The sequence below is a fragment of the Streptomyces sp. TRD_SC_5 genome (assembly GCF_056836825.1).
In genome coordinates this window covers 1,445,170-1,470,999 of the sequence record NZ_JBWZZS010000001.1, presented here as the reverse complement: position 1 = coordinate 1,470,999, position 25,830 = coordinate 1,445,170, and the positions used below count along the sequence as shown (strand labels likewise).

Annotated in this window: 20 protein-coding genes and 1 riboswitch; of the genes, 5 read left to right on the top strand and 15 right to left on the bottom strand. The window is 72.7% G+C overall.

Annotated elements, in window-relative coordinates; genetic code table 11:
* The first annotated feature begins 136 nt into the window (after window positions 1-136).
* Complete coding sequence (locus AC1P0E_RS06875) at window positions 137-1,045, top strand: SCO1860 family LAETG-anchored protein (protein ID WP_482741254.1); 909 nt, start codon at window positions 137-139, stop codon at window positions 1,043-1,045.
* A gap of 190 nt (window positions 1,046-1,235) precedes the next feature.
* Here the strand turns inward: AC1P0E_RS06875 and cobC are convergent, their stop codons facing one another.
* From cobC to cobM, 6 genes are read right to left on the bottom strand one after another with little or no spacing between them, the layout of a single operon-like run.
* Window positions 1,236-2,348: an Rv2231c family histidinol phosphate aminotransferase CobC gene (gene cobC / locus AC1P0E_RS06870; protein WP_482745674.1), complete on the bottom strand. Its 1,113-nt coding sequence runs from the start codon at window positions 2,346-2,348 to the stop codon at window positions 1,236-1,238.
* A complete protein-coding gene (locus AC1P0E_RS06865; RefSeq protein WP_482741253.1) occupies window positions 2,332-3,237 on the bottom strand; it encodes a sirohydrochlorin chelatase in 906 nt (301 codons plus the stop codon). Before AC1P0E_RS06865 ends, cobC begins: the two co-directional genes overlap by 17 nt.
* Window positions 3,234-3,845, bottom strand: coding sequence for a precorrin-8X methylmutase (locus tag AC1P0E_RS06860; protein WP_482741252.1), 612 nt, complete (start codon window positions 3,843-3,845; stop codon window positions 3,234-3,236). The genes AC1P0E_RS06865 and AC1P0E_RS06860 overlap by 4 nt, the downstream gene beginning before the upstream one ends.
* The gene (gene cobJ / locus AC1P0E_RS06855) at window positions 3,845-5,839 is read right to left on the bottom strand and encodes a precorrin-3B C(17)-methyltransferase (protein WP_482741251.1); all 1,995 of its coding nucleotides are present in this window, start codon (window positions 5,837-5,839) and stop codon (window positions 3,845-3,847) included. The genes AC1P0E_RS06860 and cobJ overlap by 1 nt, the downstream gene beginning before the upstream one ends.
* Window positions 5,836-7,110, bottom strand: coding sequence for a precorrin-6y C5,15-methyltransferase (decarboxylating) subunit CbiE (gene cbiE / locus AC1P0E_RS06850; protein WP_482741250.1), 1,275 nt, complete (start codon window positions 7,108-7,110; stop codon window positions 5,836-5,838). Before cbiE ends, cobJ begins: the two co-directional genes overlap by 4 nt.
* Window positions 7,107-7,976 (bottom strand): precorrin-4 C(11)-methyltransferase, encoded by an 870-nt coding sequence (cobM, locus tag AC1P0E_RS06845; RefSeq protein ID WP_482741249.1) that lies wholly within the window; start codon window positions 7,974-7,976, stop codon window positions 7,107-7,109. The genes cbiE and cobM overlap by 4 nt, the downstream gene beginning before the upstream one ends.
* Before the next feature lie 86 nt (window positions 7,977-8,062).
* Between cobM and AC1P0E_RS06840 the strand changes: the two genes are divergently transcribed.
* Window positions 8,063-8,785, top strand: a complete 723-nt coding sequence (locus tag AC1P0E_RS06840; protein ID WP_482741248.1) for a ZIP family metal transporter — start codon at window positions 8,063-8,065, stop codon at window positions 8,783-8,785.
* Window positions 8,786-8,787: 2 nt separating this feature from the next.
* Here the strand turns inward: AC1P0E_RS06840 and cobI are convergent, their stop codons facing one another.
* The 9 genes from cobI to AC1P0E_RS06795 all read right to left on the bottom strand — a co-directional run bounded on the left by cobI (window position 8,788) and on the right by AC1P0E_RS06795 (window position 21,820).
* Complete coding sequence (cobI, locus tag AC1P0E_RS06835; protein ID WP_482741247.1) at window positions 8,788-9,567, bottom strand: precorrin-2 C(20)-methyltransferase; 780 nt, start codon at window positions 9,565-9,567, stop codon at window positions 8,788-8,790.
* On the bottom strand, window positions 9,564-10,928 hold the full coding sequence (locus AC1P0E_RS06830) for a cobyrinic acid a,c-diamide synthase CobB (protein WP_482741246.1): 1,365 nt from the start codon (window positions 10,926-10,928) through the stop codon (window positions 9,564-9,566). Before AC1P0E_RS06830 ends, cobI begins: the two co-directional genes overlap by 4 nt.
* The gene (cobO, locus tag AC1P0E_RS06825; protein ID WP_482741245.1) at window positions 10,922-11,521 is read right to left on the bottom strand and encodes a cob(I)yrinic acid a,c-diamide adenosyltransferase; all 600 of its coding nucleotides are present in this window, start codon (window positions 11,519-11,521) and stop codon (window positions 10,922-10,924) included. Before cobO ends, AC1P0E_RS06830 begins: the two co-directional genes overlap by 7 nt.
* Complete coding sequence (locus tag AC1P0E_RS06820; RefSeq protein WP_482741244.1) at window positions 11,521-13,554, bottom strand: putative cobaltochelatase; 2,034 nt, start codon at window positions 13,552-13,554, stop codon at window positions 11,521-11,523. Before AC1P0E_RS06820 ends, cobO begins: the two co-directional genes overlap by 1 nt.
* Window positions 13,555-13,705: 151 nt before the next feature.
* A complete protein-coding gene (cobN, locus tag AC1P0E_RS06815) occupies window positions 13,706-17,383 on the bottom strand; it encodes a cobaltochelatase subunit CobN (protein WP_482741243.1) in 3,678 nt (1,225 codons plus the stop codon).
* Window positions 17,380-18,888: a cobyric acid synthase gene (locus AC1P0E_RS06810; protein WP_482745673.1), complete on the bottom strand. Its 1,509-nt coding sequence runs from the start codon at window positions 18,886-18,888 to the stop codon at window positions 17,380-17,382. The genes cobN and AC1P0E_RS06810 overlap by 4 nt, the downstream gene beginning before the upstream one ends.
* Window positions 18,889-18,896: 8 nt before the next feature.
* Complete coding sequence (locus AC1P0E_RS06805; RefSeq protein WP_482741242.1) at window positions 18,897-19,904, bottom strand: cobalamin biosynthesis protein; 1,008 nt, start codon at window positions 19,902-19,904, stop codon at window positions 18,897-18,899.
* Window positions 19,905-20,047: 143 nt separating this feature from the next.
* A riboswitch (cobalamin riboswitch) is annotated at window positions 20,048-20,194 on the bottom strand.
* 128 nt (window positions 20,195-20,322) lie between these two features.
* Window positions 20,323-20,547: a hypothetical protein gene (locus AC1P0E_RS06800; protein ID WP_482741241.1), complete on the bottom strand. Its 225-nt coding sequence runs from the start codon at window positions 20,545-20,547 to the stop codon at window positions 20,323-20,325.
* 19 nt (window positions 20,548-20,566) lie between these two features.
* Window positions 20,567-21,820, bottom strand: coding sequence for an inorganic phosphate transporter (locus AC1P0E_RS06795; RefSeq protein WP_482741240.1), 1,254 nt, complete (start codon window positions 21,818-21,820; stop codon window positions 20,567-20,569).
* Window positions 21,821-22,087: 267 nt separating this feature from the next.
* On the opposite strand from AC1P0E_RS06795, the gene AC1P0E_RS06790 reads away from it, so the two are divergent.
* The 3 genes from AC1P0E_RS06790 to AC1P0E_RS06780 all read left to right on the top strand — a co-directional run bounded on the left by AC1P0E_RS06790 (window position 22,088) and on the right by AC1P0E_RS06780 (window position 25,623).
* Window positions 22,088-22,759 (top strand): class II aldolase/adducin family protein, encoded by a 672-nt coding sequence (locus AC1P0E_RS06790; protein WP_482741239.1) that lies wholly within the window; start codon window positions 22,088-22,090, stop codon window positions 22,757-22,759.
* Window positions 22,760-22,949: 190 nt separating this feature from the next.
* Window positions 22,950-24,077: an alpha/beta hydrolase gene (locus AC1P0E_RS06785; RefSeq protein ID WP_482741238.1), complete on the top strand. Its 1,128-nt coding sequence runs from the start codon at window positions 22,950-22,952 to the stop codon at window positions 24,075-24,077.
* A 229-nt stretch (window positions 24,078-24,306) separates the two neighbouring features.
* On the top strand, window positions 24,307-25,623 hold the full coding sequence (locus AC1P0E_RS06780; RefSeq protein WP_482741237.1) for a hypothetical protein: 1,317 nt from the start codon (window positions 24,307-24,309) through the stop codon (window positions 25,621-25,623).
* Window positions 25,624-25,830: the final 207 nt, after the last annotated feature.

Below are 25,830 nucleotides of genomic sequence, written 5' to 3'. Positions count from 1 at the left end.
GCTGACCGTTCACTCTAAGTGCGTAAGTATTCCTGTGTCTCAGCCGCCCCGGCGCTCACGTGTCCCCGTGGAGTGCGCCGGGCGGCGCCGTGTCACTTGTGGGGGTTCCACCGTTTTGAACAGCACCTTCTTCAGCATGCCCGCACGCCGGTCCGCAGCCGCTGCGGCTGTCTTCGCCGTGGCCGCGGGCCCCGCCGCCCTGTTCCTCGCCGCTCCCGCGCACGCCACCGGGGGCGGCGAAGGAAAGGCCGCCGCCGTCGTACTCCGTACCGGGCTCGACGTCTCCCTGCTCAACAAGACCGTCAATGTGCCGCTCACGACCGCGCTCAACGAGGTGAATGCCCCCGGGAGCGCCGAAAAGACCGCGCTGACAGTCCAGTTGGACGGGATCGAGCAGGGCAACCCGGTGAGTGTGCTGCGCGCCGACGTTGCCACGGCGAAGGCGACGGCCGACGCGCACAAGGCCGAGGGGTACGTCAACCTCGCGCACGCCAAGGTGCATGTGCCGGGGTTGCCGCTGCTTTCGCTCATCGAGGTCGAGAAGGTCACGTCGAAGGCGCTGTGCGAGGCGGGCAAGCAGCCGGTTGCCGAGTCCAACGTGCTCGGTGCGGTGACCGTACTCGGGAAGAAGGTCACCCTGACGGCGGGAGGGCCGACGCGGGTCGATGTGCCGGCGGTCGGCGTGGTGACGCTGGACCTGTCGAAGACGCACACCACGTCGCGTACGGCGGCTGCCACGGCGCTCGAGCTCAAGGTGTCGGTGAACCCGCTCAAGCTGAACGTCGCCGAGGTCGAGGGCACGGTCACGCTGGCGGGCGCGACGTGCGAGTCCCCGAAGGCGCCGAAGGGGGAGCCCTCCGCCCCCACCGACCCCTCCGCCCCGGACGTGAAGCCGCAGACGGTGCCGGCGACGGAGGCGAACCTGGCGGAGACGGGAGGCAGTTCGACGACTCCGTATCTCGCGGGCGGAGCGGCGCTGCTGCTGGCGGCGGGTGGCGGCGCGCTGGCGGTGGCGAGGAGCCGGCGATCCCGTAACGGGGCGTGACGCGGGGGCGGGGTGGGGCGGTGCCCCAGACCCCGCTCCTCAAACGCCGGAGGGGCTGGATAGTGCCGCCAGACAATTCCAGCCCGTCCGGCGTTTGAGGACACGCCCGTAGGGCGTCCGGGGCCTGGGGCTTGCCCCAGTTCGGGAAGGGGCGGGTAGGGGAAAGGCCCGCCGCAGGCACTCGCCCGCGTCAGCGCCCCACCAGCGTCAGCGCCTGGTCCAGGGCCTGGAGGAAGCGGCCCGTCGTGGCGCGGTCGCGTACGGCCAGGCGGAGCCACTGCGGGCCGAGGCCCGGGAACGTGTCTCCCCGCCGCACCGCGAAGCCCAGGCCGCGCAGGCGTACCCGTACCTCGTCGGCCCGTTCCATTCGTACCAGTACGAACGGCCCCTCGGCCGCCCCCACCGCCCGTACCTCCTCGAACTCCGCCAGCCCGGCCAGCAGATGGGCCCGGTCGGCGGCCACCCGGTGCGCGGCCCGCGTCGCCTCCGCGAGCGCCGCCGGTGCGACGCACGCCTCGGCGGCGGTCAGCGCCGGCGTCGACACCGGCCACAGCGGCTGCGCCCGCTCCAGCGCCGCGATCGTCTCGGGGTCGGCAAGGACGTACCCGATGCGCAGGCCCGCCAGGCCCCAGGTCTTCGTCAGGCTGCGGAGCACGACCAGACCGGGTACGTCCGTACGCCCTGCCAGTGCCTCCGGTTCGCCCGGCACCGCGTCCATGAACGCCTCGTCCACCACCAGCGTCCGCCCGGGGTGGGCGAGGCGGGCGATGGTGTCCGCCGGGTGGAGGACGGACGTGGGGTTGGTGGGGTTGCCGACGACCACCAGGTCCGCATCCTCGGGGACGTCCGCCGGTGCGAGCCGGAAACCGTCCTCCTCCCGCAGCAGGACCCGGCCGACCTCGTGCCCCGCGTCCCGCAGCGCCGCCTCCGGCTCAGTGAACTGCGGGTGTACGACGACGGGCCGCCGCACCGCGAGCGCCCGTGCGAGCAGCACGAAGGCCTCAGCCGCGCCCGCCGTCAGCAGCACTCGCTCCACCGGCAGCCCGTGCCGCTGCGCCACCGCCGCGCGCGCGGCCCGGCCGTCCGGGTAGGCCGCGAGCGTGTCCAGGGACGCGGCGATGCGGGCCTTGAGCCAGGCCGGGGGAGCGTCCGCCCGTACATTGACCGCGAGATCGGTGAGATCGCCCTCGCGGACCTCGGCGTCGCCGTGGTGCCGCAGATCGTGAGAGGCGGCGGCACCGGCGGCGGCACCGGCGGCGGCACCGGCGGCCGTCGCGGCGGACGCGTCAGTGGGCGTGTGCATGGCTGCCTGGGTGGTGGTGATGGTGGTGGCCGTCGTCGTCGGGGTGGAAGTGCGGCTGCTGCGGCGCACCCACCTTGTCCTCGAAGCCGGGCAGTGCGATGCGGTAGACGCAGGAGTCGCAGTTCATGCGGAGGTCACCCTTCACGGCTTCGCGGTAGCGCTCCATCACGAGGTCCATCAACTCCTCGGTGGGGCCGATCACATCGGCCGAAGTCACCCCTGTCGCGGGATGCGCCTCGGCCCAGTCCCGCGTCTGCTTCCGCACCCGGTCCGGCAGGATCCCGGTGAAGAGGAAGTACGGCAGAACCACGATGTGCCTGGCCCCGAGCTTCGTGCAGCGGTCGAGTCCGCTCGGCACGTCGGGCGCGGCGAGCGACACGAATGCGGTTTCCACACCCGCATACCCACGTCCCTCCCAGAACAGTCGTGCCGCCTTGTACACCTCGGCGTTGGCGTCCGGATCGGTCGAGCCCCGGCCCACCAGCAGCACGGTCACCTCGGACCGGTCGAGGTCGCCGAGCACCTCGTCGACCCGGCGCTCCAGCACGGCCAGCAGACCCGGGTGCGGGCCGAGCGGGCGGCCGTAGGTGTACGTGATCCCCGGGTGGCGCTCCTTCTCGCGGGTCAGCGCCGCCGGTATGTCGCCCTTGGCATGACCGGCCGAGACCAGCATCAGCGGCACGGCCGCGAAGCGCGTCACACCCCGCTCGACCAGGCCGGCCACCGCGTCGCCGAGCGGCGGCGGGGACAGCTCGATGAAGCCACCGGCGACGGGCAGCTCGGGGTGACGCCGGCCCAGCTCCTCGACGAAGTCACGGAAGGCTCCGGCTCCCGCTTCGTCCCGGGTGCCGTGGCCGGCGATCAGCAGTGCGGGGGGCGCGGTGGTCACGCGTTCTCCTTGGTGAGGGGGGTGTCGAGTGAGGTGAGAGGGGTGTAGAGGAGGGCGTTCAGCGCGGCCGCCGCGACCGCCGAACCGCCCTTCTCGGAGATGTTGCTGACAGCCGGCAGTCCGCTTTCGCGCAGTGCTGCCTTGGACTCGGCCGCCCCGACGAAGCCGACGGGAAGCCCGATGACGAGTGCGGGTTCGGCGTTCAGGAGCAGCAGCTCCTCCAGCGCGGTGGGCGCGCAGCCGATCACCCACAGGGCGCCGGGCCCGACTTGCTCGTACGCCAGCCTGATCGCGTGCGCGCTGCGGGTCAGGCCGGGGCCCGCCGTGGCTTCCTTCAGCCGGCACACGGTCTCGCGCCGGGTGATGCCCGCCGCGACCATCTCCACGTCCACGACGACCGGCGCACCGGCGTGCAGCGCGGCGTGCGCGGTTTCGAGCGTGCGCTCGTCGCAGACGAGGTCGTCCGCGTACTCCAGATCCGCCGCGGAGTGGATGACCCGCTCCACGACGGCTCGCGTCAGCGGTGCGAAGTGCGAGGTGTCGAGGCGGGAGCGCAGGCGCCGGAACGACTCCTGCTCGATGGGATGCACAACCCTGTCGGCGGTCATCACGAACCCTCCGTCTGCGTCTGCCAGCGGTAGCCGCGCGGCGTCACCATGCGGCCGGCGATCTCGCGGGCTGCGGTGTTGCCGACGACCACGACGGTCATCATGTCGACAGTCGCCGGGTCGAGCGCGGCGATCGTGGTGAGACGGCTTGTGCCGTCCGGGCGCGAGGCGTTGCGTACGACACCGACGGGCGTCGTGGGCTCGCGGTGCTCCGCGAGGATCGACAGCGCCTTGGGGAGCTGCCAGTCGCGGCCCCGGCTGCGGGGGTTGTAGAACGTGACGACGATGTCGGCCTCCGCCGCCGCCCGTACACGCCGCTCGATGACCTCCCACGGCGTGTGCAGATCGGAGAGGCTGATCGAGACGTGGTCGTGGCCGAGCGGCGCCCCCAGGATCGCGGCGGCGGCGAGCGCCGCCGTCACCCCCGGTACGCCGACGACGTCGATGTCGTCGCTCGCCTCGGCGAGCGCGGGCGACGCCATGGCGTACACGCCCGCGTCCCCCGATCCGATCAGCGCGACCGCGTGCCCGGCGCGGGCCTCGGCGACGGCGGTACGGGCCCGCTCCTCCTCGGCGCCGAGCCCCGACTCCAGTACGCGGGTACCCGGCCGCAGCAGGTCGCGGATCTGGTCGACGTACTGGTCGAGCCCGACGAGCACCGAGGCGCGCCGGATCTCGTCGCGGGCGCGCGGCGTCAGCAGATCGCGTGCGCCGGGCCCGAGCCCGACGACGGCAAGCCGCCCACGCGGCTTCTTGCGCACGACGGCGCAGGTGGCCATGGCCGCACGTCCCTCGGGGGCGGACTTCCGCTTGGGCACGAGGAGTTCACCGCCACCGGCGAGCGCGGCGGCTTCCGCGACGGAGGGCGTGCCGACGGCGGCGAGCGGAGCTCCTGAGGGATTGGGCACGTCGATACGGGCCAGCTCCTCGGCGGCGTACGTCCGCAGGGGCACGCCCAGCCGGGCCGCCGCCCCCACGATCCCGGCCTCCTCCGCCTTGGCGTCGACGGTCGCGAGCGCGGCGACCGAACGCACCGACAGCCCGGCGCCCGCCAGCGTCTCCTCGACCAGCCCGAGGACCTCGTCGACGGAGGCGCCCTTGCTCGCCCCCACCCCGACCACCAGCGACGGCGGCCGCAGCACGACCTCGCACTCCCCGATGTCGAGGACCCGGTCGCTGACGCGCAGCACGGCGGGCGCGTCCTGCGCCGGTTCCTCCGCCGCCCTGGCCGCGGCCGCCTCGGCGATCACACCGGCGGCGACGGTCGCGGCCATGGCCCCGGGCAACCCGCCCACCGGCACAGCAGCGGCCGCAGTCGCCTCGGCCAGACTGACGGCGGGCTCTTCACCGCGCCCCGGCCCGCCCATGCGCGCGTCCTCGATCCGGTCGCCGCCCACGTCTACCGGACGGCTACCACCCGCTGCAGAGACCTGCGCGTCGCCCGCGCCCAGCGCCCCAGGGGCAGTTGTCGTCGCGTCGCCACTCGGCGTGCCAGCCGGAGCCACATTCCCCGGCAGCGGCGGCAGCGGCCACACCGCGTCCGCCTCCAGCGTGACCGGGGCGCCGTCCAGGATTGCCCGGGTCACGGCCGCCGTCGCGCCCTCGACCGGCCAGCCGAGGGTGTCCAGGCCGGGGATGTCCGTGGCGTCCGTCGCCGTCGTGATCACCGGGGCGCAGCCCAGGACGCCCGACACCGCGAGCGCCAGCTCGTTCGCGCCGCCGCCGTGGCCGCCGACGAGCGACACCGCGTGGCGCTGCGCCTCGTCGACGCACACCACGCCCGGGTCGGACGCCTTGTCCGCCAGGAGCGGGGCGACCAGCCGTACGACCGCGCCCGTCGCGAGGAAGCACACCAGCTGGTCGCACTCCGCGAAGGCCCGCCCGACCGCCTCCCGTACCGGGCCGTCGTACACCCGTGTACGCCCGGGCCAGGCGGCGGCCAGCCGGTCGCGGGCCATGGCGCCTGCCGCCGTGGCGGAGATGAGGCCGATCACTGAACTGCTCCTTCACTTGCCGGATCCGCGGGGCGATGGCCCCACAGGAGAAAGACTGGGTTGGCGGCCGCGAGCCGGGTCACGTCCCCGGGCAGCGGCGCGAGGCGCGACGACTGCAGCAGTACGCCCTCGGGTTCGAACCCGGCGGACGCGAGGGCCGCCCGTACCGCAGGCACCCGGTCCAGCGCCGCCAGCGCGACGACGACCGTGCGCCGAGCGTTGCGCGCGCACGCCGCGACGATGGCGGGCAGTTCGTGCCCGCCGCCGCCGATGAACACCGCGTCGGGCTCGGGCAGTTGGGACAGCACTGTCGGCGCCGCTCCGTGCACCGTCTGTACGTCGATCCCGTGCGCGGCGGCGTTCGCCCGGATGCGTTCCACGCCGTCGGAGGTCTTCTCCACCGCGATTGCCGCCGCCCCGAGCCGCGCGCACTCCACGGCCATGGACCCCGACCCAGCGCCGATGTCCCACACCAGGTCACCCAGGCGGGGGCCGAGCCTGGCGAGCGCCAGCGCCCGTACCTCGAACTTGGTGATCATCGAGTCGCGGTGCTCGAACGCGGCCTCCGGAAGCGCCCATTGGGCCGGGCCGACACCTCGCCCCGCGACCGTCCGCTGCTCCGGCGCCAGCGCCCGCGACTCGTCCAGGCAGATGACGACGCTGACCGTCGGCCAGTCGCGCGCCGCCGCCTCGCAGGGGGAGAGGCGCTCGACGCTCTCGCCCCCGTCGGCGTCGCCGAGCGCGGACGCCACGACGAGGGTGCGTGCGATGCCGGTACGGGCCAGCGCGGCGCCCAGTTCGGCGGGTCCGGCGCCGGGCCCGGTCAGAACGGCCGTCTTCGGGTGCGCCCGGCACACGTTCACGGCGGTACGCAGCGCCCGCCCGTGCGCGCTCACCACCACCGCGTCGTCCCACGGCAGCCCGAGCCGCGCGAAGGCGACAGCGACGGAGGGTGCCCCCGGCCGTACGTCCAGGGCGTCCGCACCGAACCGCTCCGCCAGCGCCCGCACGATCCCGAAGAACCCGGGGTCGCCCGACGCCAGCACCACAACCCCGCGCGCGATGTCGGCGTCCGCCCGCTTGTCCAGGTGCTCCGCGACCGCGTCCAGCGCGGGCACGAGCGGCCCGAGCACCACGCGGGCCGTGCCGTCCGGCAGCCCGGCGGCGTCCAGGTGGCGTCGCCCGCCGACGACGAGCCCGGCGGCGTCGATCGCCGCACGGGCGTCGGGGGAGAGCGGAGCGCCCGTGCCCGTACCGAAAACAGTGATCATGAGCCGGACTTCCCGGCCCCCGACTCCGCGCTCACCTCTGCGCCCGCCTCCGCGGACTTGCGCGCCTCGCGCAGTGCCGCCCGCGCGGTGCGGTCGGCCCGCCGGAAGCCGTGGAAGTGGCCCGGGTGGTAGAGGTGCGAGCGCGTACCGGAGGCGGAGAGCGCGGGTCCGACCAGGAAGAGCGTGTGCTTCCAGAGCTTGTGCTCCTTCACGGTCTCCTCCAGCGTGGCGATGGTGCAGCGCAGCACCAGCTCCTCGGGCCAGGTGACCTGGTACGCGATGACGACCGGCGTGTCCGTCGGGTAGCCCCCCTCGAGCAGCTCCGCCGTGAGCTGGCCGGACCTGGCCGCCGACAGGAAGATCGCCATCGTCGTGCCGTGCCGCGCGAACTCCCGTACTTCCTCACCGGGCGGCATCGGCGTCTTGCCGCCGCCGAGCCGGGTCAGGATCACGGACTGCGCGACCTCGGGAATCGTCAGCTCGCGCTGGGCGATCGCGGCGACCGCCGAGAACGACGAGACGCCCGGCACGATCTCGACGTCCAGGCCGAGTTCGTCGCACCGGTCGACCTGCTCCTGCGTACCGCCCCACAGTGCCGGGTCGCCGGAGTGCACGCGTGCCACCTTCAACCCGTCCCGCAGCGCCCGCTCGTACACCGCCACCACGTCCTCCAGGGACATCGCGGCGGAGTCCAGGATCTCGGCGCCCTCGCGCGCGTGCTCCAGGATCTCGGCCTGCACGAGGCTCGCCGCCCAGATCACGACGTCCGCGTCGGCGATGGCGCGCGCGGCACGGAAGGTCAGCAGGTCGGCGGCGCCGGGGCCGGCGCCCACGAAGGTCACCTTGCCGGTGGGGGCATCGGCCATGAGTGGGGGTCCTCTCGGGATTCAGGGGTGAAGCAGGTCGGATCCGGGATGTGCGGAGCAGGGGGTCAATCGACTAGCAAGAGCACATGGCGGTGTTCGTCGCGCTCGGCGCGTTCCTCATGACGCTTTTCGGTGGCTGGGTGGCGCTGCGCGTCACCGACCGCCGCCACCTCGTGCTGGGCCTTGCCGGCGGGCTGATGCTCGGCGTCGTCGGCCTGGACCTGCTGCCGGAGGCGATGGAGGCGGCGGGCGGCGAAGTGTTCGGCGTACCGCAGGCACTTCTGCTGTTCGTCGGCGGCTTCCTGGTGGCCCACTTGGTGGAGCGGCTGCTCGCCGGACGCCAGGCGGCGCACGGCGCGGGCGTGGAACGAACGCCTCAGGTGGGGCTGACGGCAGCGGGCGCGATGGTCGGCCACAGCCTGATGGACGGCATCGCGATCGGGGCCGCGTTCCAGATCGGTGAGGGCATGGGAACGACCGTCGCGCTCGCCGTCGTCACTCACGACTTTGCCGACGGATTCAACACGTACACGCTCACCAGCGTGTACGGGAACGCGCGCCGCAAGGCCGTGGCGATGCTGTTCGCGGACGCGCTGGCCCCGGTGGCGGGCGCGGCGTCCACTCTGCTCTTCACCCTTCCGGAGGAACTTCTCGGCAGCTATCTGGGCTTTTTCGGCGGCGCCCTGCTCTACCTCGCGGCCGCCGAAATCCTGCCCGAGGCCCACCACGAACACCCCGCCCGCTCCACACTGCTGTGCACGGTCGCGGGGGTGGCGTTCATCTGGCTGGTGGTGGGCATCGCGCACTGATCTCACAACTTGCCCCCGCGACCGCCGTCGCGCCGCGCGGGCGCGATCAGCGTGGAGAGGTACGGCAGCGTGCCGCCCTCCTCAAGCTCGGCGGCGGGCCGAATCGATTCCTCGGGCAGCCCGAGCGCCGAACCCCACACCGCGTCCCCGGTACGCCCGGTCTCGCGCAGCGCCGTCGCCACCTCGCCCGCCAGCCGCCCGAACTTGTACGCCACGACGGTCCCGGGGCCCTCCAGCGCCTCCTTGAGCACAGCGGCCCCGGCGGTCACGGGCACGAGCGTCAACGGCTCGGTCCCCTCCGTCAGTACGGCCCCGCTGCGGGCGGCCAGATCCTGCATGGCGGTGATGCCCGGCACCGTCACGATGTCGGTCCCCGGCACCAGGTCCGCGATCGTCTGCGCGAGATAGGTGAACGTCGAGTACACATTGGGGTCGCCGATCGTCGCGAAGGCCACCGAGCCGTGCGTACGCAGCAGTTCGGCGACCCGTGTGCCGGCCGCGTCCCACGCGGCCTCGCGCCGCGCCCGGTCCTCACGCTCGTTGAGCGCGAAGACGACCCGGACGATCTTCGCCTCGTCGACGTAATGCAGCACGGTCGCCTCGGCCCGCCCGCGCTCGCCGCTGTCCATCACCGGTACGACCACGACAGCCGCGTCCCGCAGGGCGTTGACGCCCTTCACGGTCACCAGCTCGGGATCACCGGGACCGACACCGACCCCTGTCAGCTTCGTGTTCAACCCGTTCAACCCGGTCGTCCCGTTCAACCCGCTCGCCCCGCTCATCCCGTGCACCTCTCGACAAATCTCTTGGCCATGCCTGGCTCGGCAGCCCAGTGGGTATGCAGATAACTCGCATGCACACCCAGTTGTACGAACCCCTCGACCCGCCGCTCCGGCAGGTGCATCCCCCAGGCGGGAGCCGAACCCGCGCCGGGCTCGATCACGGTCCGGTGAAACTCGTGCCCCCGCAGCCGAGTCCCGACGGCGGCCAGCGAACTGTCCGAGACGGCGACCGCCTCGCGATACCCGAGCGTCAGCCGCTCCGACATCCGCGCCTCGGCGTCGAGCACCCCGCACATGGGCTGCCCGTCGAGGGACCGCGCGAGGTAGAGCAGCCCGGCGCATTCGGCGGCGACGGGCGCCCCCGACAGGGCGAGCTCGGCAACGGCCTCGCGCAGGGGTTCATTAGCGGAGAGCTCCGGGGCGTACACCTCGGGGAATCCGCCGCCGACGACGAGCCCGCGCGTTCCCTCCGGCAGACCCTCGTCCCGCAGCGGATCGAACGGCACGACCTCGGCGCCGGCGGCGGCGAGCAGCTCGCTGTGCTCGGCGTACGAGAACGTGAACGCGGCCCCGGACGCGACGGCGACCACCGGCCGCCCACTCAGCGCACCCGCAACCGCTCCCGCCGGATCCCACACCCTCGCCGGATCCCACACCCCCGCGCCAAGCTCCGGCGCACTCCGGGCCAGGGCGAGCACCGCCTCCAGGTCGCAGCCCGAGCGCACCTGCTCCGCCAGCGCCGCCACCGCGTCCACCGCTTCGGCCCGCCGCTCGGCCACCGGCACAAGACCCAGGTGCCGCGAAGGAGTCCGCACCTGCCGCTCACGCCGCAGCGCCCCCAGCACCGGCACACCGGACGCGTCCAGCGCCTCCCGCAGCAACTCCTCGTGCCGTGCGGAACCCACCTTGTTCAGGATCACGCCCCCGATCCGCACCTCCGGATCCCAGGACGCGAAGCCGTGCACCAGCGCCGCCACCGACCGCGACTGGGACGAGGCGTCGACGACGAGCACCACCGGGGCCCGCAGCAGCTTCGCGATCTGCGCGGTGGAGGCGAGCTCCCCCTGCCCCGAAGCCCCGTCATACATCCCCATCACGCCCTCGACGACGGCGACGTCGCACCCGGCCGCACCGTGCGCGAAGAGCGGCGCGATCAGCTCCGTACCGCACAGATACGCGTCCAGATTCCGCCCCGGCCGGCCGGTGGCCAGCGCGTGATACCCGGGATCGATGTAATCCGGCCCCACCTTGTGCGGCGAGACCCGCAGTCCCCGTTCGGCGAAGGCAGCCATCAGCCCGGTCGCGACAGTGGTCTTCCCACTCCCCGACGACGGCGCGGCAATGACAAGACGTGCTACCACTCGATGCCCCGCTGCCCCTTCTGGCCCGCGTCCATCGGGTGCTTGACCTTGGACATGTCCGTCACCAGATCGGCGGCTTCAACGAGCTTCTCCGGAGCATTACGGCCAGTGATGACCACATGCTGCGTCCCCGGCCGCTCCCGCAGCACGCGCACCACCTCGTCGGTGTCCACCCAGCCCCAGTGCATCGGGTAGGCGAACTCGTCCAGCACGTACAGCTTGTACGTCTCGGCGGCCAGGTCACGCTTGACCTGCTCCCACCCCTCGCGCGCCGCCGCCTCGTTGTCGAGCTGCGCGTCGCGCTGTACCCAGGACCAGCCCTCGCCCATCTTGTGCCAGGCGACGGACCCGCCCTCGCCGCTCGCGCCCAGCACCTTCAGCGCGTTCTCCTCGCCGACCTTCCACTTCGCCGACTTCACGAACTGGAAGACCCCGATCGGCCAGCCCTGATTCCAGGCGCGCAGCGCGAGCCCGAAGGCAGCGGTCGACTTGCCCTTCCCGATCCCCGTGTGCACGACGACAAGCGGCCGGTTGCGCCGCTGGCGCGTGGTGAGACCGTCTTCCGGCACGACACTCGGCTGTCCCTGCGGCATCAGGCTGCCCTCCTGCTGTTCGTTCCCTGTACGTCCTTGACGAGCCCGGCGATGCTGTCGGCCCGCAGCTCGTCGAGCGTGACGGCGGTGCCGCCCAGATCACGCGCCAGCTCACCGGCGAGACCGAGCCGCACCGGACCGGACTCGCAGTCCACGACCACCGAGGCGACACCCTCCACCTCGTGCAGCCGGGCCGCCCGCGCCGCCAGAGCCACCGGCTCGGGCCCGCCCGTCGCCCGCCCGTCGGTCACGACCACGAGCAGCGGCCGCCGCGAAGGGTCCCGCAGCCGCTCCACCCGCAGTACGTCGTGCGCCTTCAACAGCCCGGCGGACAGCGGCGTACGCCCCCCGGTGGGCAGCGTCTCCAGCCGAACGGCGGCCGTGTCCACGGACGACGTCGGCGGCAGAACCAGCTCGGCGTCCTTCCCCCGGAACGTCACCAGCCCGACCTTGTCCCGCCGCTGATACGCGTCCAGCAGCAGCGACAGCACAGCACCCTTCACCGCACTCATCCGCTGCCGGGCAGCCATCGACCCGGACGCGTCCACGACGAACAGCACGAGGTTCCCCTCGCGCCCCTCCCGCGTCGCCTGCCGCAGATCGTCCCGCCGTACGACCAGCCCACGCCCACTGCGCCCGCGCGCCCGCTGATGCGGCGCGGCGGCCTGAACGGTCGCCGCGAGATGCAGCTTGGTGAGCGCCCCCCGCGGCCGACGGGCCCCTGTCGTACGACCGTGCTCGGTACGGGCGCGAGACCGTCGCCCGGCCGCCCCCTCACCCAGTCCGGGCACGCTCAGCATCTTCGTACGGAACGGCTCACCGGCCCGCGCCGCCGCCTGCTCGCCGCCCGACCCGGCGGGAGCCTGCTGCCCCTCCCCGGCCTCGGGCTGCGCGGGGGTGTCGCCCTGCTCGGCGTCGGCCTCGCCCTCGCCCTCGTGCGGTGAATCGGGACCATCGCCCTGCGGCGGCTGCCCGCCTCCACCAGGACCGTCCGGGTCCGGGTCGGAGTCATCGTCGTCGGACCCGCTGTTCTGCTCCAGCGTGTCGTCCAGCTTGTCCTCGTCGAGCCCCGGCGCGTCGAACGGATTGCGCCGGCGCCGGTGCGGAAGCGCGAGCAGCGCGGCCTGACGTACATCCTCGGCGATCACGTCGCCGCGCCCTGCCCACGCGGCCAGCGCGGTCGCGGTGCGGGCCATGACGATGTCGGCCCGCATCCCGTCGACCTCGAAGGCCGCACAGGTGGCGGCGATCTGCCGCAATGCCCCGTCTCCGAGCCGGACTTCGGGCAGCAGTGCCCGCGCGGCCACGATCCGGGCGCGCAGCGCGGCCTCTTCACCGGCCCACTTCGCGGCAAAGGCGGCGGGGTCGTCGTCGTAGGCGAGCCTGCGCCGTACGACCTCCACCCGCTGATCGGTCTCCCGGGAGGCGGCCACCTCCACGGTCAGCCCGAACCGGTCCAGCAACTGCGGCCGCAGCTCGCCCTCTTCGGGGTTCATGGTCCCGACGAGCAGGAACCGCGCGGCGTGCCGCACGGACACGCCTTCGCGCTCGACGTACGACGCGCCCATGGCGGCGGCGTCCAGCAGCAGATCGACCAAGTGGTCGTGCAGCAGGTTGACTTCGTCGACGTACAGAATCCCGCGATGAGCGTCGGCCAGCAGCCCCGGCTCGAATGCCTTCACGCCCTCGGCCAGCGCCCGCTCGATGTCGAGCGCACCGACGAGCCGGTCCTCGGACGCTCCGACCGGCAGTTCGACCATCCGCGCGGGACGCGAAACGCCACCCGCGACCTCGTGCGGCCCGTCGGGACACGCCGGGTCGGGGGAGCCCGGGGCACATGAGAACCGACATCCGGCGACTACCGCCACCTCGGGCATCAGCGCCGAGAGGGCACGCACGGCCGTGGACTTGGCGGTGCCCTTCTCGCCACGTACGAGCACACCGCCGACGGCGGGCGAGACGGCGTTGAGCAGCAGTCCCAGCCGCAGATCGTCCATGCCGACGATGGCGGTGAAGGGGTAGGGGGTACTCACGAGGAAGCCTCCACATCAAGCCTGTTCGGCGTACAGGTCAGCCCGCCGGTGGCGCAGCCCGGCCCGCGGCGGAGCCGCAAGGTGTCACAGCGGGAAGGGGCGGGGTGGGAAGGGGCGGGGTGGGGAAAGAAGCCCGCCGCAGGCGTCGCTCTCACGCGTCACCTTCCAGGTCGCCCTCAAGCTCCAGGTACGTGGCCCGCAGCCGCTCCAGCGTCTGTGCGTCCGGCTCCGCCCAAAGCCCCCGCTCGGCCGCCTCCAGCAACCGCTCCGTAATACCCCTCAGCGCCCAGGGGTTGGACTTCTTCATGAAGTCCCGGTTCTCCGGATCGAAGACGTACTCGCTCGACAACTTCTCGTACATCCAGTCGTCGACCACACCCGCCGTCGCGTCGTACCCGAACAGGTAGTCGACGGTGGCGGCCATCTCGAAGGCCCCCTTGTAGCCATGCCTGCGCATCGCCGCCATCCACCGAGGATTGACCACCCGCGCCCGGAACACCCGGTGCGTCTCCTCGCCCAGCGTCCGCGTCTTCACCTGGTCCGGCGTCGCGCTGTCACCCACATACGCCTCGGGCGACGCACCCGTCAGGTGGCGCACCATGGCGACCATGCCGCCGTGGTACTGGAAGTAGTCGTCCGCGTCGACGAGATCGTGCTCGCGCGTGTCGACGTTTTTCGCGGCCACGGCGATCCGCCGGAACGCCGTCTCCATGTCGCCCCGAGCGGCCTTGCCCTCCAGCCCTCGCCCGTACGCGTAACCGCCCCACACCGCGTACACCTCGGCCAGATCCGCGTCCGACCGCCAGTTCCGCGCGTCGATCAGCGGCAGCAGGCCGGCGCCGTAAGCCCCCGGCTTCGAGCCGAAGATGCGGGCCGTCGCGCGCCGCCGGTCGCCGTGCTCGGCGGTGTCCTCGTCCGCGTGGGCGCGCACGAAGTTGCGGTCGGCGGGCTCGTCCAGGTCGGCCACGGCCCGTACCGCGTCATCGATCAGCCCCACCACATGCGGGAACGCGTCCCGGAAGAACCCCGAGATCCGCACCGTCACGTCGATGCGCGGCCGTCCCAGCTCGTCCAGCGGTACGACCTCGAAGCCCGTGACCCGCCGCGACGCGTCGTCCCACACCGGCCGGCAGCCCAGCAGCGCCAGGATCTCCGCGATGTCGTCGCCCTGGGTACGCATCGCCGACGTACCCCAGACCGTCAGACCCACCGACTTCGGGTAGTCGCCGGTGTCCGTCAGGTAGCGCGCCACGAGCGAGTCGGCGAGCGCCTGGCCGACCTCCCACGACAACCGGGACGGAATCGCCTTCGGGTCCACCGAATAGAAGTTGCGCCCGGTGGGCAGCACATTCACCAGGCCGCGCGTCGGCGATCCGGACGGCCCGGCCGGCACGTAGCCGCCGTCCAGCGCGTGCAGGATGTTGGAGATCTCGTCGGTCGTACGGGCAAGCCTCGGCACGACTTCCTCGCAAGCGAACCGCAGCACAGCCACAGCGTCCGGAAGCTCGACGCCCAGCACCTCGCCCACCAGACCGGCCGCTTCCCGCGCGTCCCAGCGTCGCTCCTCCATGCCCTCCGCGAGCCGGCGGCACAGCTGCTCCAGCAGATCAACAGCATCGGCCCCGGTCCGCGCCGGACCGTCGACCAGCGCCGTCAGCCCGTCCGCCACCTTCACCGGCGCACCCGGCTCGCCCAGCAGCTCCTTCTCGACCAGCCCGAAGTGCTCGGCGAGGCAGGCCCGCAGACCCGGCAGCGCGTTGGCCTTGCCGCCCCACACCTGCGAGGCGCGCAGTACGGCGAGCACCAGGTTGACCCGGGCCTCGGCCTCCGGACCGCCGCCCAGAATGTGCAGGCCGTCGCGGATCTGCACGTCCTTGATCTCGCACAGGTAGCCGTCGATGTGCATGACGAACTCGTCGAAGTCGTCGTCGGTCGGCTGCTCGTCGAGATGCAAGTCGTGGTGCAGCTGGGCCGCCGTCACCAGCGTCCAGATCTGCGCCCGTACGGCAGGTGCCTTGGCCGGGTCGAGGTCGCTCACCAGCGCGTACTCGTCCAGCAACTGCTCGAGCTTCGCGAGGTCTCCGTACGTGTCCGCACGCGCCATCGGCGGCACCAGGTGGTCCACGACCGTGGCGTGCCCGCGCCGCTTGGCCTGCGTACCCTCGCCCGGGTCGTTGACGATGAACGGGTAGATCAGCGGCAGCTCACCGAGCACGGCGTCCGGCCCGCAGCCCGCCGACAGGCCGAGGCCCTTGCCCGGCAGCCACTCCATGGTCCCGTGCTTGCCCATGTGCACGATCGCGTCCGCGCCGAACGAATTCTCGAGCCACCGGTACGCCGCCATGTAGTGGTGCGACGGCGGCATGTCGGGGTCGTGGTAGATCGCGATCGGGTTCTCGCCGAAGCCGCGCGGCGGCTGGATCATCACGACGACGTTCCCGAACTGCAGGGACGCCAGCACGATCTCGTCACCGTCGACGTACAGCTGCCCCGGAGCCTCGCCCCAGTGCTCCAGCATCCCGGCGCGCAGCTCGGGCTCCAGCTTGTCGAACCACGTTTGGTAGTCGGCGAGCGGTACGCGCGCGGGCGCCGCCGCGAGCTGCTCCTCGGTCAGCCACTCCACGTCGTGGCCACCGGCGTGGATGAGCCGGTGGATCAGCTCGTCGCCGTTGTCGGGGTGGCCCTCGACCGCGTAACCGGCATCGCGCAGGGCATCGAGCACCCGGATCGCGGAAGCGGGCGTGTCGAGGCCCACCGCGTTGCCGACCCGCGAATGCTTCGTCGGGTAGGCCGTGAAGACGAGCGCGAGGCGCTTGTCCTTGTTCGGCTTGTGGGCCAGCCTGGCGTGCCGTACGGCGATACCGGCGACGCGCGCGGCCCGCTCGGGATCGGCGACGTACACCGGCACGTCACCCTCGCCCTGCTCCTTGAAGGAGAAGGGCACGGTGATGAGCCGCCCGTCGAACTCGGGGATGGCGACCTGCATCGCCGCGTCCATCGGCGACAGCGCCGCGTCGGACGCGTCCCAGGTGGCGCGCGACGACGTAAGGCACAGCCCTTGCAGAACGGGCACGTCGAGGTCGGCGAGCGCGCCGATGTCCCACGCTTCGTCGTCGCCCCCGGCCGAGGCGTCACTCGCGCGCGTGCCGCCCGCCGCGAGGACGGTGGCGATCAGCGCGTCGGCCTTGCCGAGCTCCCGGTACAGCTCAGCGTCGGCGCTGCGCAGCGAACCGCAGTACACGGGAACGGCGTTTGCGCCCTGCGCCTCGATCTGGTCGCACAGTACGTCGACGAACGACGTGTTCCCGGACAGCTCGTGCGCACGGTAGAAGAGCACGCCGACCGTCGGACGACGATCGTCGTACTTGCGCGACCCGTGCACGCCCCACTCGGGCATCTTCTGCGGCTCGGCGAAGCCGACACCCGTGAGCAGCACGGTGTCGGACAGGAACCTGGCCAGCTCGACGAGGTTGCCGGGGCCGCCCTCGACGAGGTAGCGCAGCGCCTCCGCGACGACACCGGCCGGTACGGACGACTCGGCCATCAGCTCCGCGTCGGGGACGGTCTCACCGCCCAGCAGGACCGTCGGTATCCCGGACGCCTTGAGAACGGCGAGCCCGTCCTCCCAGGCCCGCTTGCCGCCGAGCAGCCGGACGACGGCGACGGTGGCGCCGTCGATCAGCGCGGGCAGCTCCGTCGCCGCGTCGATACGGGTGGGGTTGCCGATGCGGTACGGGGCGCCGGAGGCGCGGGCCGCCAGCAGGTCCGTATCGGCGGTGGACAGCAACAGCACGGTGTTCTCCGTGCTCTCGGTGTGCTCAGTGCTCATGCGGGCGCTCCAGGTGCGATGAAGGGAAGTCCTGAGGGCGCGCCAGACTCGATGAGCCGCAGCAGCGCGTCCGTATCCGCGTGTTCTTCGATGAGGTCGCCGAGGCGGTCGAGCTGCTCCTCGCGCAGCGCCTCGAACGAGGTGTCGGGGGCCGGTACGAAGCGGCGCCCGGCAGCAGCCGCGACTTCGCGCAGGAACGCCCGCCGGAACGCGTCACTCTCCAGCGAGCCGTGCCAGTGGGTGCCCCAGACGGATCCCACCCGGCAGCCGTCCAGAAAGGGGTCACCGCCCAGTACTTCGGCGACCCCGTGATGGATCTCGTACCCCTCGACGGGCTCGCCCAGCGCGCTGCCGACCGGCCGCGCCAGCGTCTTCTCGACCGCGAACCGCACACGCACCGGCAGCAGCCCCAGCCCGTCGACCGCCCCCGCCTTCGACTCGACATCGTCCTCGATGCGTTCGCCCAGCAGCTGGAAACCACCGCAGATACCGAGCACGGGACGGCCCTGTGCCGCCCGCCGCGCCAGCGCGCCGGCCAGCCCGCGCTCGCGCAGCCACTCCAGCGCCTTCACGGTCCCGCGCGTCCCCGGCACGATGACGAGATCGGCGTCGACAAGCTCCTCGGCGCGGTCCACGAACCGCACGACGACACCCGGTTCGGCGGCGAGCGCGTCGACATCCGTGAAGTTCGACATGAGCGGTACGGCGCACACGGCGACCCGCAGCACGTCGTCCCCGACCGGCGGCGCGACGACCGACTCCCGTACGGCTCCCCGAAGCGAGACCCGCAGTCCGTCCTCCTCGTCGATGCCGAGGCCGTGCGCGAAGGGCAGGACGCCGTACGTACGCCGCCCCGTGAGCCCTTCCAGCATGTCGAGACCGGGCTCGAGGAGCGACACGTCACCCCGGAACTTGTTGACCAGATAACCGGCCACCAGCTCCTGGTCCTCCCGGCTCAGCAGCGCGGTCGTACCGAAGAAGGAAGCGAACACCCCGCCCCGGTCGATGTCGCCGACGACGACCACCGGGAACCTGGCCGCTCGCGCGATGCCCATGTTCACGATGTCCGTACGCCGCAGATTGATCTCGGCGGGACTGCCCGCCCCCTCGCAGATCACGGCGTCATACGTGCCCCGCAATTCCCGCAGACAGTCCGTCACCGTTCCGAGGAGCGCTTCCTGCCGCCCCCCGTGGTAGCCCCGGGCACTCATCTCGCCCACCGGCTTGCCCATCAGCACCACCTGGCTGCTGCGGTCGCTGCCCGGCTTGAGCAGCACGGGGTTCATGAGCGCCGTCGGCTCCACGCGCGCCGCCTGCGCCTGCATGGCCTGCGCCCGTCCGATCTCCGCGCCCTCGCGCGTCACGAACGAGTTCAGCGACATGTTCTGCGCCTTGAACGGCGCGACCTTCACACCCGTGCGGACGAGCCACCGGCAGATGCCGGCCGTCACGACGCTCTTGCCGGCGTCGGACGTGGTCCCCGCGACGAGCAGACCGCCCCCCAATGAACCGCTCACGCGTGCCCCTTCCCACCACGTATGCCAGTACGTATCCCACCGCGCGCACCAAGTCCGCGTCGCACCGCGCCGAAAGCCGGCCGCCCCACGACAGCCGTCGCCAGAGCCAGCGCGCCGACGCGCCGCGACAGCCGCGCCGCCCGCTCGATGTCCGGTACGCCGACGGGCCGGCCGGCGGCGTTGAGCACGGGCCGGTGCTCGACCCGGCCCGCGTACGAGAGCGTCCCGCCGAGCCGTACGCCGAGCGCGCCCGCGAAGGACGCCTCCACCGGGCCCGCGTTGGGGCTCGGATGCTTCGAGGCGTCCGTACGCCAGGCCCGCACCGCACCGCGAGGGTCGCCCCCGGAGACGGCCGCGACCGCTGCCAGGGCGGCCGTCAGCCGGGCCCCGGGCCAGCCGGCCACGTCGTCGAGGCGGGCCGAAGCCCAGCCGTAGCGCAGGTATTTGGCGGATTTGTGCCCCACCATGGCGTCAAGTGTGTTGATGGCGCGGAAGGCCACGAGCCCCGGCACACCGCCCAGCGCGCCCCACACCAGCGCGCCGACGACCGCGTCCGAGGTGTTCTCGGCGACGGACTCGACGACGGCGCGGGCGATCTGCTGGGCGTCCAGCGACTGCGGGTCGCGGCCGCACAGGTGGGGGAGGCGTTCGCGGGCGACCTCGATGTCCCCGGCCTCCAGGGCGCTGCCCACGGCACGGGCCTCGCGGCCCAGCGACGTACCTCCGACGACGGCCCAGGTGGCGGCGGCGGTCAGGGCGATCGCGGCGGCGGGGGAGCGGCGTACGGCGCGGGAAGCGAGCGCGGCGGCTCCGGCGGCGCCTCCGGCGCACACCAGGGTGTGCACCGCGCCCCACCCGCGGTGGTCACGCCACAGCAGGGACTCGACGGCGCCCGCGGCCCGCCCGAACGCGGCGACCGGATGCCCACGGCGAGGATCACCGAGGACGAGGTCGCCGATCAGGCCGGCGGTGGCGCCGTACGCGAAGATGCGATCGGCACGCATGGCTCAGCAGGCCGATGCGCCTCGAAGCGAACGCGTCGTGCTCTCAGGGATGTCAGGACTGACAGATCCGGCAGAACGGGCAGGACTGACTGAACGGCAGCCGGGCATGGCGGTATGTCCTCACTCAGGGTCCGCGCCCTGGTTCGACGTGACCGGCGGTGAGAGTTCCTGGCTCCCGGGGATCTCTTCCTCTTCCCCGGTCACAGTGGCGGGACCGCGCCGGATTCGCACCGGGCTTCCTCTCGTGCCGCCGTATTCGGCTCCGGCAGTCCACCACGCTCCGCGAACGCCGTCAACTTGCCGTTGACCTGCGACGGGAGAGTGTGCTGAGGCACACAGAAAGCGCCCCGCCGACGGCTGTTGAAGGCCGACGGCGGGGCGCTTTCTGCAATGGTTCGCGAAGGATCTTACCGGCGCGTCAGACGACGATCAGGTAGATCCCGTACGTCACGGCCGCCGCGCACAGCGCGAAGCAGGTGTACGCGCCGGTGCGGGCCAGGACGGCGGAGCCGCCGCCCTGCGCGGAGGCGCTCTCCTGCTTGGAGAGACCCACGATGCCCAGGGTGAACAGGCCAACCAGTCCCACGGTCGCCACGAGGCTCACGCCGAATACGGAGCCGAGAGCTACCCAGTCGATGTTCATGGTGATGTGTCCCTAGTCCTTACACCGCGGCCGGGCGGGCCGGCTCGGCGGAGCTGCCGGCCGGGGCCGGGATGGTGGTCATGAGGTCCTCGGCGGCGAGGGCCGCGGCCGTGGGCGGCACGCTGACGGCTGCCATGGCGGTCGTGACCACACCGGCGGGCTCGGCCTCCGCGTCCACGTCGTTGACGTTGGTGTGGTCGACCACCTGGCGGCGGGAGATGAACCAGATCGCGATGCAGGAGGCGACCAGGAAGACCGCGACGACCGCGACGCCCCAGTCGCCCTGCTTGGTCACGAACTCCGAGCCCGCGGCGATCAGGCCGGCGGCCGGCAGCGTCAGGCCCCAGGCGACGAACATCCGGGTGGCGGTGGACCAGCGGACCACGCCGCCCTTGCGGCCCAGGCCCGCACCCATCACGGCGCCGGAGCAGGAATGCGTGGTCGACAGGGAGAAGCCGAGGTTGGAGGAGGCGAGGATGACGCTGGCCGCGCTGGTCTGGGCGGCGAAGCCCTGCTGCGGCTGGAGGTCGGTGAGGCCCTTGCCCATGGTCCGGATGATGCGCCAGCCGCCCAGGTACGTGCCCAGCGCGATGGCGACACCGGCGGACATGATGACCCACATCGGGGGGTTGGAGCCGGGGGCGAGGACACCGCCGGCGACGAGCGCCAGCGTGATGATGCCCATCGTCTTCTGCGCGTCGTTGGTGCCGTGGGCCAGCGAGACCAGGCCCGCCGAGGTGATCTGCCCGGCGCGGTAGCCCTTCGCGGTGGCCTTCGGGTCGGCGTTCCTGCCGATCCGGTACGTCAGCCGGGAGCCGAGGTACGCGGCGAGGCCGGCGACGAGCGGGGCGGCGATCGCGGGGATCAGGACCTTGGTGACGACGGTTCCGCCGTTGACACCACTGACGCCGACCGAGGCGATGGTGGCACCGATCAGACCGCCCATGAGGGCGTGCGAGGAACTGGACGGCAGGCCGATCAGCCAGGTCATCAGGTTCCAGAGGATGGCGCCGACGAGCGCCGCGAAGATCACTTCGGGTGTGATGCCGTCTTCGGTCACGATGCCGCTGGAGATCGTTTTGGCGACCTCCACGGACAGGAACGCGCCGACCAGGTTGAGCACGGCGGACATGGCCACCGCCGTCTTGGGCTTCAGGGCGCCGGTCGAGATGGTGGTGGCCATCGCGTTGGCGGTGTCGTGGAAACCGTTCGTGAAATCGAACACTAGAGCTGTCACGATCACAATCGCGAGCAGCAAGGTGATGTGTTCCATTTACCCAGGCAATCGTTCGACGTCAGTGGCACGTGGAACGTAGGCAACCTGAGTGAACGGAAGGTGAACTGGGCCGGGCGGTGCGGTGACCCCAAAGGAGTCGGCGCCATTCCGCTTGTGGCCGCGGCGGCGGGGATCCGGGCAATCGGGGGCCCGTCAGCCCCTCGCGAACCGCTTCGGCGGGTCGTGAATCCGTGGAAGAGATCCTGGTCACCTGCCAGGAGGCGGGCGCACCGCGGTGCGCCCGCCTCCTGGCAGGATCGCCCCATGGCGGAGCAGATTCAGGACACGACGCGGGACGCGATCGAACGGGCATGGGACGACCTGGTGGCCACGGCCCGCAGGACAGTGCGCGAAGGGCTGGTGGTCGGCACCTCGGGCAATGTGTCCGTACGCGTCGGCGAACTCGTCCTCGTCACCCCGAGCGGAGTCCCGTACGACCGGCTGCGGCCGGAGGACGCCGTCGCCGTGGACCTCGACGGCGAGCAGATCCTCGGCGGGCTCACCCCCACCAGCGAGCTCCCGATGCACCTCGCCGTCTACCGCAGCACCGACGCCGCGGCCGTGGTCCACACCCACGCCGTGCACGCCACCGCCGTCTCCACCCTCGTGACCGAGCTGCCCCTCGTGCACTACATGGCCGCGGCCCTCGGCGGCCCCGTCCGCACCGCCCCGTATGCGACGTACGGATCGCGAGAATTGGCCGAAAACATGCTCCAGGCCCTGCGTGACCGCTCGGGCTGTCTGCTCCAGAACCACGGCACCGTGACCTACGGAGACACGCTCGACCAGGCCTACGACCGCACCGCGCAGCTGGAATGGATGTGCAGGCTCTGGCTCACCGCGAGCTCCGTGCCGGGCCGCGAACCGTCCCTGCTCTCCGAGGGCCGGCTGCGCGAAGTACAGGAAAAGCTCAAGGGGTACGGCCAGCGAGGCTGACGCCCGCGCGAAGACCCCGCGCGAAGACCCCGTGCGAAGACCCCCGCGAAGGCCCCGCGCGAACGCCCGCGCCAAGGCCCCGACCCGAAGCCCCGCAACAAAGCTGACGCCCCGCCACGCAGCGTCGTCAAAGGAGCCGTCCGGCCCCCGCCCACTGGCCCCGCGCCCCCCGGATGCGGACACTGGAGCGGTGCGCCCGGCTACAGCGACGGCAGCGGCCGTCACGACACTCCTCGGCGTCGGCGCGGCAGCGGTCGCGATCGGCCGGTACGCCGGCGACGCCGCGCTCAAGGCGTCGGCCGGCAGGCCGCTGCCGTCCGACCCCCGGCTCACCGTGCACGCCACCGCGGCGGGACAGGTCACCCTGACCCGCTGCCTGGCGTCCCTGCGCCCCGGCACGTACGGCATCGAGGGACCGGGCGTCCACGCGGTCGTCGGACCCGTCGTCGAGAACGCGCCGCACACCCCCGACACCGTCGTACGCCGCCTGGAACGCGTCAGCCACGGCACACTCGGCCCCGGCGCCAGAGTCCGGCTCACCCCGCGGCTGTACGTCGGCGATCCGCGCACCGCACTCGGCATCGACCACACCGACGTGGACGTGCCGGGCGAACTCGGCGCACTGCCCGCCTGGTTCCTGCCGGGCGCCCGCAGCACCTGGGTGATCACCGTGCACGGCCTCGGCACCACCCGGGAACACCCCATGAACGTCATGCCGTTCCTGCGGTCCCAGCACCTCCCGGTCCTCGGCCTCGCCTACCGGGGAGACGCCGGCGCCCCCAGGCCGCCGGGCGGCCTCTGCCACCTCGGCGACTCGGAGTGGCGCGACGTGGACGCCGCCATCCGCTACGCCGTGCGCGGCGGCGCCGAGCGCGTCATCCTGCACGGCTGGTCCACCGGCGGCGCCATGGCCGTGCACGCCGCCGTGCGCTCCCCGCTCCGTGACCGCATCAGCGGCCTCGTGCTCGACTCCCCGGTCCTCGACTGGGAGGCGACAGTGCGGGCGCTGGCCGTCGCCCGCCGCACCCCGGGCGCGCTGCTCCCGCTCGCCGTCAGGGCCGTGCAGGGCAGCACGGGACTGCGCGGCGACCGCCTGCGCGAAGCGGCAGGTCCCGAAGGGCTGCGCGTCCCCACGCTGGTCTTCCACGGCCCGGACGACACGGTCGCCCCCTGGCAACCCTCGCGGGCGCTGGCGCGGCTGCTCCCCGACCTGGTCGTACTCCACCCCGTGCCGCAGGCCCCGCACGCGGCCATGTGGAACGCGTCCCCGGCCGGCTACGAAGAGGTTCTGCGCCGCTTTCTGACCCCCTTGATGTAGGCCGCGCCCCCAGCCGCGCCCGGAATATCCGGCCCGTCCGGCGGAGAAAGGTTCCGGCCAGATGGCGTCCATGAACGGCGAGTTCGATTCCGTTTGGGCTTTCGGGGCGTCAGCGGCGAGACTGCTCTCTGTGACGTCCCGTACCCCGCGCGACTCCAGGCTCCGACTTGTCCGCCCGCGACCCCTCGCCGCTGCCCTCCCCCTGGCTTCCCAGGGCGGACCCCAGGCCGTGACGAACCGGCGTACCCGCCCGGCCCCGAGGCCCCCCGAGGGCACTCCGCCCCCCGCGGAACTGGCCCGTCAGGCCAGGACCGTGCTCGCCGACGCCGTACGGGTCGCACGCTGGGCCTCCCCGTCGCCGCGCGGAGCGGCGTCCCGCGTCGAGCCCGGCCGGGACGGCGCGCTCTCCGCCGAGGCCGTCCAACAGGCCTCGTCGGAACTGGACATGACTCCGGCCCAGGTCCGCGCCGGCTGGGACAGGGCCAGGCTCGCCGGGCTGATCGAACTCCACGGCGACCGCACCCGCCCCGGCTGGCGGCTGCGCGCCTGGGACCGTGACGACGCGGCCGTCCTGCGCGGCTGGGTCGCACTCTTCGACGCGTGGTCGATCGTCCACCCCGCGCCCGACGGCATCGCCGCCACCTCCGTCGCCGAGGTCGTGGAAGCCGTCCCCCAGGTGCTCTCCCTCCTCCAGCTCTCGGCCGGTCCCGTGCAGGTGCCGGCGCTGCTCGACCTGCTCGAACAGCGCGTGGCCGAACTCCGCGAGGAGCACTGCGAGGTCCCGTACGGCCCCGAGCCGCTCCCCGCCCCCCTCACTCCCGCCGCTCCGCTCCCACTCCTCCTCGACTGGGCCCTGGCAGGCCAGGCCGCAGTGGGGGCCCTGACCCTCGCCCCCGGCCTCGCCACCCTCACCGCGCTCGGCAACTGGGCGGTGTGGGTCAAGCTGGAGCAGATCTGCGTCGCGGCACAGAGCCCCGCCGGGAACATCGAGCAGTCCGCCGAGGACATGCTGCGCGGCTGCGCCCGCCTGACGCCCGGCCCGGCCCGCGCCGAGTACCGCGCCTGGCTCGCCGCCCGTACCGTCTCCAGCGCCGTCGCCGAGCTGCTCGAAGCGGCCCGCGGCGAGGACGCGCTGCTGCGCGGACTCGCCTTCGACGCGCTGCGGGTGGTCGGGGCCCCGGCGGAGTCCGGCGTACGGGCCGCGGCCGACGACAGCTCGCTGCGTCCCTACGCGCTGCTGTGGCTGGCGGAGTACGAGGGCGCCGATCCCGAGGACGCCCACGAGATCCTCACCCGCGAGGAGTCCACGTGGCTGTGGGTGGACACGGCCGCTGCGGTCGCGGACCACGGCGAGACGCAGTTGCTGGTACGCCACCTGGACGCGGCGGTGCAATCAACCGTGCCCGCACTGCTGGACGAGGTCCGCGCCATCGGCCACCCCCGCACGGTCCAGGTCCTGGTCGCCCTGGCCGCGGCCCACCCGGACCCAGCCCTGGCGAAGGCGGTCCGCAGAGCGGCGTTCCAGGTCCACACGGGCGGCGTGTAGCCCGCCGCTCCGCGGGGGCCTGTTCCTCGACCCGCCCCTCCCCGAACTGGGGCAAGCCCCAGGCCCGGACCCCCTACGGGCCGGACGGGCTGGATGCGGCTGAGCTGGTCTGCCGCGCTCAGCACCTTCCCGCCGTGCGGCACCCTCCAGCCCCTCCGGCGTTTGAGGAGCGGGGTCTGGGGGGCGGAGCCCCAGTGTCCCCGTCTC

Coding starts and splice junctions, on each gene's coding strand:
- AC1P0E_RS06875 (WP_482741254.1), top strand. CDS start 137: ATGCCCGCACGCCGGTCCGCAGCCGCTGCGGCTGTCTTCGCCGTGGCC.
- cobC (WP_482745674.1), bottom strand. CDS start 2,348: ATGCACACGCCCACTGACGCGTCCGCCGCGACGGCCGCCGGTGCCGCC.
- AC1P0E_RS06860 (WP_482741252.1), bottom strand. CDS start 3,845: ATGACCGCCGACAGGGTTGTGCATCCCATCGAGCAGGAGTCGTTCCGG.
- cbiE (WP_482741250.1), bottom strand. CDS start 7,110: ATGATCACTGTTTTCGGTACGGGCACGGGCGCTCCGCTCTCCCCCGAC.
- cobM (WP_482741249.1), bottom strand. CDS start 7,976: ATGGCCGATGCCCCCACCGGCAAGGTGACCTTCGTGGGCGCCGGCCCC.
- AC1P0E_RS06840 (WP_482741248.1), top strand. CDS start 8,063: ATGGCGGTGTTCGTCGCGCTCGGCGCGTTCCTCATGACGCTTTTCGGT.
- cobI (WP_482741247.1), bottom strand. CDS start 9,567: ATGAGCGGGGCGAGCGGGTTGAACGGGACGACCGGGTTGAACGGGTTG.
- cobO (WP_482741245.1), bottom strand. CDS start 11,521: ATGCCGCAGGGACAGCCGAGTGTCGTGCCGGAAGACGGTCTCACCACG.
- cobN (WP_482741243.1), bottom strand. CDS start 17,383: ATGAGCACTGAGCACACCGAGAGCACGGAGAACACCGTGCTGTTGCTG.
- AC1P0E_RS06805 (WP_482741242.1), bottom strand. CDS start 19,904: ATGCGTGCCGATCGCATCTTCGCGTACGGCGCCACCGCCGGCCTGATC.
- AC1P0E_RS06800 (WP_482741241.1), bottom strand. CDS start 20,547: ATGAACATCGACTGGGTAGCTCTCGGCTCCGTATTCGGCGTGAGCCTC.
- AC1P0E_RS06795 (WP_482741240.1), bottom strand. CDS start 21,820: ATGGAACACATCACCTTGCTGCTCGCGATTGTGATCGTGACAGCTCTA.
- AC1P0E_RS06790 (WP_482741239.1), top strand. CDS start 22,088: ATGGCGGAGCAGATTCAGGACACGACGCGGGACGCGATCGAACGGGCA.